This is a genomic window from Marinobacter caseinilyticus (genome assembly GCF_011074955.1).
GTDB classification, from domain to species: Bacteria; Pseudomonadota; Gammaproteobacteria; order Pseudomonadales; family Oleiphilaceae; genus Marinobacter; species Marinobacter caseinilyticus.
Genome location: NZ_WUQJ01000028.1, coordinates 63,912 through 76,181, shown reverse-complemented (window position 1 = coordinate 76,181; position 12,270 = coordinate 63,912). Strand labels below are relative to the sequence as shown.

The following is a 12,270-nucleotide window of genomic DNA, read 5'->3' as shown; positions in this document are numbered from 1 at the left end:
AGGAGCAGGCATGAGTCGTATTGAGGGTGTGTTGAAGGCCTTGAAAGGGCAGGGACGTAAGGCATTGATTCCCTATATTACTGCAGGCGACCCTGCTCCGGATCAGACCGTCGACCTGATGCACACATTGGTGGCAGCGGGCGCTGACATCATCGAACTGGGTGTTCCGTTTTCGGACCCTATGGCTGATGGCCCGGTGATTCAGCTCGCTTGTGAGCGAGCCCTCGTCCACGGCACTTCGCTGCGTCAGGTGTTGGCGATGGTGAAAACATTTCGCGAGACCAATGACACCACGCCTGTGGTATTGATGGGGTATCTAAACCCAATGGAGGCCATGGGCTTTGAGGTATTTGCCGATGCGTCTGTGGATGCCGGAGTTGACGGTATTCTAACGGTCGATTTGCCACCGGAAGAGGCTGACAACGTGGCTCCGCTGTTTTCCGCCAGACACCTTGATGTGATCTTTTTGCTGGCTCCGACGACTACAGATGATCGTATCCGGGCAATCAGCGAGCATTCCTCTGGTTATGTGTACTATGTTTCTATTAAGGGCGTTACCGGTTCGGCCAAGATCAATGTGGATGAAGTCGCCGCCAAAGTGCAGCACATTCATAATCTTACCGCACTGCCGGTAGGTGTCGGGTTTGGCATCCGGGACGCAGAAACTGCAGCGGCCGTGGGAAAGGTATCCGATGGTGTAATTGTGGGGAGCGTCCTGGTCGATACAATAGCCCGAAATCAGAACAATCCGGCGCAACTCAATCAAGCGCTTACGGATCTGTTGCACCCTATGCGTGAAGCGCTGGATGGACTGGCCTCCTGACTCACAGCGCGACGCAGTGATTGACAAGCATCAACGGACAGGATGACATCATGAGCAATTGGCTGGATAAGATCATGCCGAGCATGATCCGCTCGGAATCGAAGCAGCGCACCAGTGTTCCGGAAGGTCTATGGAAAAAATGTCCCAAGTGTGGGGCTTTCTTGTACAAGCCGGAATTGGATAAAAATCTTGACGTTTGTCCAAAGTGCAACCATCACATGCGTCTGTCTGCGCGTCGTCGTCTTGATATTTTTCTGGACGAAGACGGCCGAGAAGAAATTGCCGCCGACCTGGAACCGTGGGATCGACTGAAATTTAAAGACACACGCCGCTATAAAGAGCGCCTGGTTCAGAATCAAAAAAACACCGGTGAAAAAGACGCGCTGGTTGTAATGCGGGGGTCCACGCTTGGCGTCCAGTTGGTGGCGTGTTCCTTTGAATTTAACTTCCTTGGCGGGTCGATGGGCCAGGTAGTTGGCGAAAAATTTGTCCGCGCTGCCAATATTGCCCTGAAGGAGCGCATTCCACTGGTCTGTTTTTCGGCCAGTGGTGGAGCACGCATGCAAGAGGCAATACTGTCGCTGATGCAGATGGCAAAAACGGCAGCCGTGCTGGAGCGGATGAAACAAGAGGGTATTCCTTACATCTCAGTGCTGACTGACCCTGTGTTTGGGGGTGTTTCTGCCAGTCTCGCCATGTTGGGTGACCTGAACATTGCAGAGCCCAATGCCCTGATCGGCTTCGCAGGCCCACGCGTGATCGAGCAAACGGTTCGCGAGAAGTTACCCGAGGGCTTTCAGCGCAGTGAATTTCTGTTGGAACATGGTGCTATTGATATCATTCTCCACCGGCACAAAATGCGTGAGCGAATCGCAGCCGTATTGGCCAAGCTGACTGGCTTAGAGAAACCGGCTAAAGAAGCGCCCATTGAGTTTGATATCAGCGAAAAACCGGAAGTTGATGCGCCAGAAGCCTGATAGTGGGGTTGAGGAAACTCAAGCTCCGGCTTCCCCGGCGACGCTAAACCAGTGGCTGAGTTACCTTGAGTCGATCCACCCCCAGGAAATAGACCTGGGGCTGGATCGTGTGTTGCTAGTACTCCGCAAACTATTCCCGCGCAAGCCTGCGTCCCGTGTCATAACCGTTGCCGGCACCAATGGCAAAGGCAGTACCGTTGCCTGTCTGGAGGCTCTGCTGCGAGTTGCTGGCAGAACAACGGGCGCCTATACGTCCCCCCACCTTGAGCGTTACAACGAACGCATTCGAATCAATGGCGTCGACGTCGACGACGGATCCATCGTGGCTGCCTTTGAACAAATAGAAAAGGCGCGGGGTAGTGTTTCCCTGACCTACTTTGAGTTCAGCACATTAGCGGCATTCCTGATCATGGAAGCGCACGGAGTTGATGACTGGATACTGGAAGTTGGACTTGGTGGCCGGTTGGATGCGGTGAATGTGCTGGACGCAGATCTGGCAATCATCACGTCAGTGGATATTGATCATACAGCGTGGTTGGGCGATAACCGGGAGAAAATCGGCTTTGAAAAGGCCGGTATTCTTCGATTTTCGAAGCCTGCCATCTATGCTGATATAGACCCACCAAACTCGGTTTTACAGCAAGCGCAGGCTCAAAAAGTACCACTGATACGCTGCGGTATCGATTATCATGTTGAGCCTCACGGCGAGCGCCTGAAATTAACGCTGGCAGACGATTTGGACCCTTTAATGATCTCAGCGGGGCCGCTTCCTGAAACCAGCGTAGCGGCGGCCGTGCAGGCTTTACGTTACTTGCAGCCGGATGTACCTAATCAAGCGATTGCAAATTGTCTTGACACGGTGACCGTGCCTGGCCGTTTCGAACGGATTCATCGGCTACCCGATGTATACGTCGATGTCGGACACAACCCTCACGCTGCGCGCTGGTTAGCGAAGAGGCTGGCAAAGCTGAAAACAACCGGTCGCCGGATTTTCGCAGTGTATGGTTGCCTGGCAGATAAGGACGCCTTGGGCGTCGTTTCCGCATTGGTGGCGCAAGTAGACCACTGGGTTTTGGGTGGGCTTAGTGTGCCCCGCGGGCTGAACGTTAAGGACTTGGCGGTGATTCTGGAGCCCAGGTTAGCGGCCTCCGATGTATTGCAGGCCGACACTATTTCAGCGGCGACCGATCTCGCAATGGCACGTGCCTGCGACGCCGACATCGTGGTGGTGTTTGGCTCCTTCCATACGGTCGCGCAGGCCCGAGCGCACCTGCTCGCGGTCTAGTTTCCAGCCTAAGTCCGACGTCTCACTGTCAGTGCGTGTCCACCGCACCTGTGGCCAACGGTTGAAGTGCAGGTCAGGAAAGACAGTACACGTCGGCATTAAACATCAGTCATGGTTAGTGTCGCCTTTTGAGTTATAGTCGGCCGACAGTTAGTATCCATGTTGAAGGAATACAAGCGGCTTTTCTTCGCAGTGAATGCCTGGTAACGGATCGAATTTATGAACTCAAAGGGGTATGTGTAAAGTGGATGGGCTCAAGCAGCGGGTGATCGGTGCATTGGTTTTAGTGTGTCTGGCGGTTATTTTCGTCCCGATGCTATTCGACGAGCCCCATACTGACCGCTCATCCCGCGTTATCGACATTCCTGAGGAGCCGCCATTCCCGGAGGTTCAGGCACCGCCCGTTCCCGAGCAAGACGCACCTTCCTACCACCTCGAAGAGTCCACTAACGGTTCCGTTACGCCGATGACCGACAACCAGCTTGTCGAATCGAATTCGCAGACGCCTGCCGCAACGTCAGAATCTGGTACTGCCGCACCGGCCGAGACCGAGCCGCCCGTAAGCGGTGAACAAGCCGCCGTTGCACCTATGACTGAGCCGGAACCAGAGCAGCAACAGGAAACCACGGCAAGTGATGGCAGTGAGTCGGCGGAATACACTCGCTCCCTGGAGGGCGCTTGGGTTGTGCAATTGGGCAGTTTTGGCGACGTCGACAACGCCCGACGCCTCAGAGAAAACGTCCGCAAAAAAGGGTACGACTCTCATATCCAGCGTGTTGAGAAAGGCGATACAGTCTTTACCCGTGTTTTCTCCGGCCCCTTTGCCAGTAAAAGCGACGCTGAAGTGGCTAAAAAACGCCTGGATGCCGAGTTTAATCTCAATGGACTGGTGACATCCAGCGAGCGTTAGTGTCTCGTCTGGTTCATTCGTTAGCCGATTGAGCCACCAGGGCCTTTAGAGTAAGGCGCGGTGGCGACGGCATGGTGGTTCCGGATGGAAACGGAACAAGGCGTCAATCAAGGCCTGCAGCGTTGTGCAGTTGATTAACGAATGAACCAGATGAGACACAGACCAAGCCGGATTCCACTTTAGCTGTTTGGTGTCGTGCCGTTTCCTGATAGAATTCGCGCTCTCGATTTGCCACTGAGTTGCCCATGAATGCGCTGATCTGGATTGACTGGGTCATCATCGCCCTGATAGCGGTATCCACACTAATCAGTCTGAAGCGCGGCTTCGTAAAAGAAGCATTGTCGCTGGTGACCTGGGTTGGTGCCTTCATACTGGCGCGAACTTTCCATCCCCAAATGCAGTCTTTGCTTGAAAGCACCGTCGAAACACCATTGGTTCGATTGATCGCAGCCTTTGCGATCCTGTTTTTCGGTACACTGATCATCGGCGCGATTATTAATAATATGATCAGTCATCTGATTCGTGCCACGGGTTTGACGGCAACCGACCGGGTGTTGGGGATGGGATTTGGTATGTTGCGGGGCCTTGTTGTGGTCATCGTGGGCATTGCCTTTACGCGCTACACGCCACTGGCTGAAGATACCTGGTGGCGTACCTCTATTATGATCGATCGCCTGGCGGTGGTCGAAGATTGGTCCCGACGTACGTTGGGCGATGAGTTTGGACGGTTTCTGGGTCCTGTCAGTACCGGTGAGTCCGGAGTGCCATTGCCAGCGAACACGTCTCGCTAACATTCTGTTTTAAATGCTCTGGAGAACGCAGCACCCATGTGTGGAATAGTCGGTATCGTCAGTACTTCCAACGTGAATCAGACGCTATATGATGCGTTGACGGTTTTACAGCACCGGGGCCAGGATGCAGCGGGTATTGTAACGTTCCAGGATGAGCGATTTTTTTTACGTAAGGACAATGGCTTGGTGCGTGATGTCTTTCGCACCCGCCACATGCGCCGCCTCGTGGGCAATGTGGGTATTGGCCACGTGCGTTACCCCACGGCCGGAAGCTCAAGTTCCGCCGAAGCGCAGCCTTTCTACGTCAACAGCCCGTATGGCATTACGCTTGCGCACAACGGTAATCTGACCAACGCCGATGACCTCAGCCAGGATTTGTTCCGTACCGATCTCCGTCATATCAATACCAATTCGGATTCCGAAGTTCTGTTGAATGTATTTGCTCATGAGCTGCAGAAACTCGGCAAACTTAACCCAACCAAAGACGACATTTTTGCGGCTGTGCGATCGGTTCACCAACGTTGTCGCGGCGCGTACGCTGTCATTGCGATGGTTACCGGCTACGGCATTGTGGGCTTCCGTGACCCAAAGGGAATTCGCCCGGTCTGCTACGGCGTCAAGAAAACCGAGGCGGGTGAGGCCTACATGATTGCCTCTGAAAGTGTAGCGCTGAGCGCCGCGGGCTTTACCTTGGTCAGGGACATCGCGCCGGGTGAAGCGGTTTACATAGAAACGGACGGCACTTTGTACACCGAGCAGTGTGCAGAAGACCCCCACCTCATTCCCTGCATTTTCGAGCACGTTTATTTTGCTCGTCCTGACTCCATTATCGACAAGGTGTCTGTCTACAAGGCGCGGCTTAGAATGGGGGAGACTCTGGCTGACAAGGTCATGAGGGAACGTCCGGACCACGATATAGACGTGGTGATGCCCATCCCGGACACCAGCCGAACATCGGCCATGCAAATGGCCCACAGGCTGGGCGTCAAGTTTCGGGAAGGGTTCATAAAAAACCGGTACATTGGCCGCACGTTCATAATGCCCGGTCAGAAACTGCGGAAGAAATCCGTACGGCAAAAACTCAACCCTATTGACCTGGAATTCCGCGGCAAGAACGTCATGCTCGTAGACGATTCGATTGTTCGTGGTACCACGTGCAAGGAAATCGTTCAGATGGCTCGGGACGCGGGTGCGCGCAAGGTCTATTTTGCCTCTGCAGCGCCACCGGTTCGGTATCCCAATGTATATGGCATTGATATGCCGGCCGCAAGCGAGCTGATTGCGCATGATCGAACCATTGAGGAAATCCAGACCCTGATCGGTGCTGATTGGTTGCTCTACCAGGATTTAAGCGATCTGATCGATTGTGTTAACGACGTCAACCCGGAGATAGAACGCTGGGAGTGCTCGGTATTTGACGGTGATTACGTCACCGGTGACATCGATCAGGCCTATTTGCAGCGGCTGGAAGCCCAGCGCAATGACGACAATCAATCCAGGAACAACGACAGTCAGATGATCGATAATGGCATTATCGACCTATACAACGACGAAGATTGAGGCAGATAACATGACGTACCGTCGTGAAGAGCACACCATGATTCCGGAATCCGACCTCGAAGGCGTCTCGGTGGACACTCTTGCGGTCCGGGCAGGGCAGATCAGAACGGGGCAGTTGGAGCACAGTGACGCGATTTTTCCGACGTCCAGTTTTGTCTATGGCAGCGCAGCGCAGGCCGCGGCTCGATTCGGCGGTGATGAGCCGGGTAATATCTATTCACGGTTTACCAACCCGACGGTGCAAGCGTTTGAAGCTCGTATAGCCGCTATGGAAGGCGGTGAGCGCGCGGTCGCCACAGCCTCTGGCATGGCCGCCATTCTCAGTACGTGTATGGCACTGCTGCAAAGCGGCGATCACGTGGTGTGCTCTCGAGGTGTGTTTGGCACCACCAATGTCCTGTTTCAAAAATACATGGCTCGTTTCGGTGTAGAAACCTCTTTTGTTGCGCTTACCGACCTGGATGAGTGGCAGCAGGCCATTCGGCCTGAAACCAAAATGCTGTTTATCGAGACCCCGTCGAATCCACTCTGTGAAGTCGCAGATATGGCTGCGCTGGCCAAGCTGGCGCACGCTGCGGATGCTTTGTTTGTGGTTGATAACTGCTTCTGTACGCCGGTATTGCAGCGTCCCTTCGAGTTTGGCGCCGACATTGTGATTCACTCCGCTACGAAATACCTCGACGGCCAAGGCCGTTGCATTGGTGGTGTGGTTGTCGGTCCCAACCGTCTGATGGATGAGGTCTATGGATTTCTGCGTTCGGCTGGCCCAACCCTGAGCCCCTTTAACGCCTGGGTATTCCTCAAGGGTTTGGAAACCTTACCAATTCGTATGCGCGCTCATTGTGAGAATGCGTTAGAGTTGGCGACGTGGCTCCAGCAACAAGTGGGTGTCGAGCGTGTCTATTACGCCGGCCTGAAATCGCACCCCCAGCACGAATTGGCCGCAAGCCAGCAAACCGGTTTCGGTGGGGTTTTGTCATTTACGGTAACGGGGGGGCAAGACAAGGCCTGGGCCTTCATCGATGCCACGAGGATGATTTCGATCACTGCGAATCTGGGTGATGTGAAAACCACCATTACCCATCCAGGCACCACCACCCATGGCCGACTATCGCCTGACGATAAAGCCCATGCCGGAATAACCGACAATCTGATACGCATATCGGTCGGCATAGAGTCGATCGATGACCTGAAAGTTGACCTGAAAAGGGGTCTGGCGGCGCTGTCCGCCTGACCCGTCGGGCCGGTGCAGGTACAACGGGAAACCAACGGAATCACTGATCATTCATGGCCGAACCCAAAAAAGCGAAACAAGCGTCTGAACTGACTGACAAGCAACAGCGCTTCCGTCGCCTGATCACCCAGGGTACGCGTGAGGGAGCGGTCATTGCGATGGTTGCTCTGTGTATCTACCTGACCATGGCGCTGGTCACCTTCAGTACAATGGACCCAGGATGGGCGAGTTTTGGCCACGAAACCCAGGTGGCCAACTATGCAGGCCGAACCGGAGCATGGCTGGCGAGCCTGCTCATGGTCTTCTTTGGTCATGTTGCGTTTTTGTTCCCCGTCATGATTGCCGGCTATGCTCTGATGTTGGTGCGCTTAAGGCATGAGCCGCTGGACCTTCACTGGCCGTTGTTCATGGTACGGTTTTGCGGGTTTCTGTTGATCTTACTGTCGGCCACCAGTCTGTTATCACTTTATTCCCTGTTCGGCCTTAGGGCGTCATCCGGAGGCGTGCTGGGCGCTGAGGTATCCGACGCCATGGTGCGGCTGTTTAACCTGCCAGCGACCACGCTGCTGCTGGTTGCCATCTTTTTGTTTGCGCTGACCGTCGCACTCGGTTTGTCCTGGTTCCAGTTGATGGACCGTGTCGGCGCCTTTACCTTACGGATACTGAAATCCTTTCGGTCGCTGGTAACGAGTAAACCGCAAGTAGGCGAAAAGCCCGAACCGGCGGGTTTGAAGGAGGACTTGTCCGCACGACTGCCACCCACTAGAAGTGCCAGGAAAACCACACAACCAGAACCGCCAGTGCTCAACGATCGCGTAAAGGCGTCTGGCCGGTCGTGGTGGAAACGTCTGTTGGGCATTGGCAAACCCAAGAAGCCCCGGTCCGCCTTGAGTGAGCGCCGGGAGCCCGGGCTGGACGGGCTCGCCAGCCAATCCGAAGAGCCCGCACGCATTGAAAGTTTCACATCCGCTGACTCTGGCGGAATCGAGTGGTCCAAGTCGGCACCGGAGTCGTTGCCGGCCAAACAAACGACCAACGGCAATGCGCCGGCCGCCAGTAAGAGCGGTATTGCGAAATCGGTAAAAATCGCCCCATTCAAGCGTGACGAAGTCGATTCCAAACCAAAGGTCGAGACCCAGCCGTCACTGTTTGACGACATGGAAAGCGAAATTCCGCCAATTTCCCTGTTGGACCCGCCCGAGCAACATCAGGAAAAAGGCTATTCCCAAGAGTCGCTTGAGCATATGTCTCGCCTGGTGGAAGAAAAACTGGCGGACTTCGGGGTGACGGTGGAAGTGGTTGAAGTGAATCCAGGCCCGGTTATTACGCGCTTTGAGATAAAACCGGCCGCGGGCGTCAAAGTCAGCCGGATTTCCAACCTCGCCAAGGACCTGGCACGCTCGCTTGCGGTGTTGAGCGTGCGTGTGGTGGAAGTGATTCCCGGAAAATCAGTGGTTGGTATCGAAATACCGAATGAAGAACGGGAAATGGTTCGGCTGAGCGAAGTACTCGAAGCCAAGGTATTTCAGGACTCTTCGTCGCCGCTGACATTGGCGTTGGGCAACGACATTGGCGGCAATCCGATGGTTGCCAATTTGTCCAAAATGCCTCACTTGCTGGTAGCGGGCACCACCGGTTCAGGCAAATCCGTGGGCGTTAACGCCATGCTGCTGAGCATGCTGCTTAAGGCGACGCCGGAGGAAGTTCGCTTCATCATGGTCGACCCTAAAATGCTCGAACTGAGCATATACGATGGCATTCCACACCTGTTGGCGCCCGTGGTCACCGATATGAAAGAAGCCGCCAACGCCTTGCGCTGGTGTGTGGCGGAGATGGAGCGGCGCTATAAGTTAATGGCCAACCTTGGGGTTCGTAACCTGGCGGGATACAACCGCAAGATCAAGGATGCGATCGATGCGGGTGAGCCATTGCTGGACCCGTTCTGGAAACCAGATGAATATCTTGATGACGATGAGCAGCAGCGTCCCGCGCTGGACACCCTGCCTTTCATCGTGGTGGTGATCGACGAATTTGCCGATATGATGATGATCGTTGGCAAAAAGGTGGAAGAGCTGATTGCCCGTATTGCGCAAAAGGCGCGGGCGGCGGGTATTCATTTGATTTTGGCGACTCAGCGACCATCGGTGGATGTTATTACCGGTCTGATTAAAGCGAATATCCCAACCCGAATCTCATTTCAGGTGTCGTCAAAAATTGATTCACGAACGGTGCTTGATCAAGGCGGTGCCGAGCAGCTTCTGGGGCATGGGGATATGCTGTATCTGCCTCCCGGCTCGGGCCTGCCCGTGCGCGTGCACGGTGCTTTTGTGGATGATGACGAAGTACACCGGGTGGTGAGTGCCTGGAAAGCACGTGGAAAACCGGTGTTTGTTGAGGATATCCTCAATGGCGCGGAGGGCGAATATCTCCCCGGTGTGCCGAGTCTGTCCGAAGGCGGCGACAACGAGTCGGATTCCCTGTTTGATGAGGCGGTCGCTTTTGTCACCGAGGGCCGGCGCGTCTCGATTTCCTCCGTTCAACGAAAATTCAAGATTGGCTATAACCGAGCCGCTAACCTGGTGGAAGCCATGGAGGCTTCGGGTGTTGTCAGTTCCGCAGGTAACAATGGCGCCCGAGAAGTGCTGGCGCCACCACCACCCCGAGATTAGGAGTACAAACGATGGTTCGTAACCGCATTTGGATGTTTTTATTATCGTGGGTCCTGGGCGTCTCTGCGGTTGTGGCGGCTGAAGGGGCGTCAACCGACGGTGATGCCGCCGAGCAGTTGGCCAATGAACTGCGGGAATACCGGACTTTTCAGGCCAGTTTTATTCAAATCGTTGTGGATGCCAGTGGTAATGACGTGCAGGAAACCCGCGGTACCTTGAAGGCAAAACGTCCCGGTTTGTTCTATTGGGAAACCCGTCAGCCCATGGCCCAGTTTATCGCATCCAACAATGAGCAGGTTGAGGTGTACGATCCGGACCTGGAGCAGGTAACGATTCACGCACTGGATCAGCAAGCCGCCAACACGCCGGCAATGTTGTTGAGTGGGGACGTCAGCAACCTGTCCAAGAATTACGATGTGTCATCGCAAAAACTGGACACGAACGCCACCGCGTTCACCCTGGTGCCAAAGAATCCGGACTCTTTATTTGTGTCACTGAGAATGAAATTTTATAACGGTAAACTGGAGGAAATGCGACTGGAGGATTCCCTGGGCCAGCGCAGCATCTTGAGTTTCACCGATATCGAGCTGAACAGCCCTCTCAGTGACAACGCGTTTGTGCTGAGTTACCCGGAAGGTGTGGATGTAATTAAAGGCGGAAGCTGATGCAGGAAGGGTTGTTCGAAGACTCGAAGGGCTTTCGGCCCCTGGCCGCCAGAATGCGGCCAGCCACCCTGGACGAGTATGTTGGTCAGCAGCATCTGGTCGGCCCCGGTAAACCTCTGAGGCGGGCAGTTGAGCACAGCCAACTGCATTCGATGATTCTCTGGGGCCCGCCAGGCGTTGGCAAAACCACTTTTGCCCGCCTGCTGGCTAACATCGGTGAACTCAGCTTTGAAACCGTGTCGGCGGTCCTGAGCGGGGTAAAGGACATCCGTGCCGTGGTCGATCGGGCAAAGTATCGCAAGCAGTCCGAAGGACGCGACACCTTGTTGTTCGTTGACGAAGTACACCGCTTCAACAAAAGTCAGCAAGACGCTTTTTTGCCCCATATTGAAGACGGCACCTTTGTCTTTGTCGGTGCGACCACCGAAAACCCCTCATTTGAACTCAATAGTGCCCTGTTGTCCCGAACCCGGGTCTATGTGCTGAAAAACCTCGACGATGAGGATCTCCTGCGGCTGCTCCGGCGGGCTCTGACAGCGCCTGAAGGGTTAGCTGGAGAGTTCGCCGTAGCCGATTCTGTGCTGGCATTGATCGCCAGCGCGGCGGGTGGTGACGCTCGGCGGGCGTTGAACATTCTGGAGGTGGGCACCGACCTTGCTGAAGCGGACGAGCAGGGCGTAGTCAGAATCACGGAACAGCACCTGGAGCAAGTGCTGCAAACCAGCCTGCGTCGATTTGACAAGGGTGGTGATGTTTTTTACGACCAGATTTCCGCACTCCACAAATCCGTTCGTGGTTCCGATCCCGATGGTGCTCTTTACTGGATGTGTCGCATGCTGGATGGTGGTTGTGACCCGCTTTACGTGGCTCGTCGATTGGTGCGAATCGCCAGCGAAGACATTGGAAATGCTGACCCGCGGGCACTCAGGTTATGCCTCGATGCTTGGGAGTCTCTTGAGCGCCTGGGTTCTCCTGAGGGCGAACTGGCTCTGGCGCAAGCCGTGACATACATCGCCCTGGCGCCCAAGAGCAATGCGGTTTATAACGCTTACAACTTGTGTGTGGCGGATATACGCGGCGAGCCTGACTATGAGGTACCGGTACACCTGAGGAATGCACCGACCAAGCTGATGAAAAGCCTCGGCCATGGCGACGACTATCGCTACGCCCATAATGAACCGGATGCTTTTGCAGCGGGTGAAGTCTATCTCCCCAAAGCGATAAAAGACCGGCGATACTATGCGCCGGTCAAACGGGGCATGGAAATCAAACTGGCGGAAAAGCGGGCGTGGCTGGACAATAAAAACAGCGACAGTCCAATCAAGCGCTACCCAGAAGAGGAGTAGCATTGGATTG

9 protein-coding genes and 2 pseudogenes are annotated in these 12,270 nt (G+C 54.8%); all 11 read left to right on the top strand.

From position 1 onward, the window contains the following. Positions 1-10 precede the first annotated feature (10 nt). Positions 11-823, top strand: a complete 813-nt coding sequence (trpA, locus tag GRX64_RS14050; RefSeq protein WP_166268325.1) for a tryptophan synthase subunit alpha — start codon at positions 11-13, stop codon at positions 821-823. A 50-nt stretch (positions 824-873) separates the two neighbouring features. After that, positions 874-1,800: an acetyl-CoA carboxylase, carboxyltransferase subunit beta gene (gene accD, locus GRX64_RS14045; protein ID WP_166268323.1), complete on the top strand. Its 927-nt coding sequence runs from the start codon at positions 874-876 to the stop codon at positions 1,798-1,800. Further along, complete coding sequence (gene folC, locus GRX64_RS14040; RefSeq protein ID WP_166268321.1) at positions 1,784-3,085, top strand: bifunctional tetrahydrofolate synthase/dihydrofolate synthase; 1,302 nt, start codon at positions 1,784-1,786, stop codon at positions 3,083-3,085. Before accD ends, folC begins: the two co-directional genes overlap by 17 nt. 244 nt (positions 3,086-3,329) lie before the next feature. Then, positions 3,330-3,995 (top strand): SPOR domain-containing protein, encoded by a 666-nt coding sequence (locus GRX64_RS14035; RefSeq protein ID WP_166268446.1) that lies wholly within the window; start codon positions 3,330-3,332, stop codon positions 3,993-3,995. 245 nt (positions 3,996-4,240) lie between these two features. Continuing rightward, positions 4,241-4,786 carry a CvpA family protein gene (locus tag GRX64_RS14030; RefSeq protein WP_166268319.1) on the top strand — a complete coding sequence of 182 codons (546 nt, stop codon included), beginning with the start codon at positions 4,241-4,243 and terminating at the stop codon, positions 4,784-4,786. Positions 4,787-4,822: 36 nt separating this feature from the next. Next, positions 4,823-6,346 carry an amidophosphoribosyltransferase gene (purF, locus tag GRX64_RS14025; RefSeq protein ID WP_166268317.1) on the top strand — a complete coding sequence of 508 codons (1,524 nt, stop codon included), beginning with the start codon at positions 4,823-4,825 and terminating at the stop codon, positions 6,344-6,346. A gap of 10 nt (positions 6,347-6,356) precedes the next feature. Continuing rightward, positions 6,357-7,580 carry an O-succinylhomoserine sulfhydrylase gene (locus tag GRX64_RS14020; protein WP_166268315.1) on the top strand — a complete coding sequence of 408 codons (1,224 nt, stop codon included), beginning with the start codon at positions 6,357-6,359 and terminating at the stop codon, positions 7,578-7,580. Between the two features lie 53 nt (positions 7,581-7,633). Continuing rightward, a pseudogene (locus tag GRX64_RS19805) lies at positions 7,634-8,164 on the top strand (DNA translocase FtsK 4TM domain-containing protein); the annotation flags it as partial. Positions 8,165-8,716: 552 nt separating this feature from the next. After that, positions 8,717-10,249 (top strand): annotated as a pseudogene (locus tag GRX64_RS19800) (DNA translocase FtsK); the annotation flags it as partial. Positions 10,250-10,260: 11 nt separating this feature from the next. After that, on the top strand, positions 10,261-10,914 hold the full coding sequence (lolA, locus tag GRX64_RS14010) for an outer membrane lipoprotein periplasmic chaperone LolA (protein ID WP_235937684.1): 654 nt from the start codon (positions 10,261-10,263) through the stop codon (positions 10,912-10,914). Continuing rightward, a complete protein-coding gene (locus tag GRX64_RS14005) occupies positions 10,914-12,260 on the top strand; it encodes a replication-associated recombination protein A (protein WP_166268312.1) in 1,347 nt (448 codons plus the stop codon). Before lolA ends, GRX64_RS14005 begins: the two co-directional genes overlap by 1 nt. Positions 12,261-12,270 lie beyond the last annotated feature (10 nt).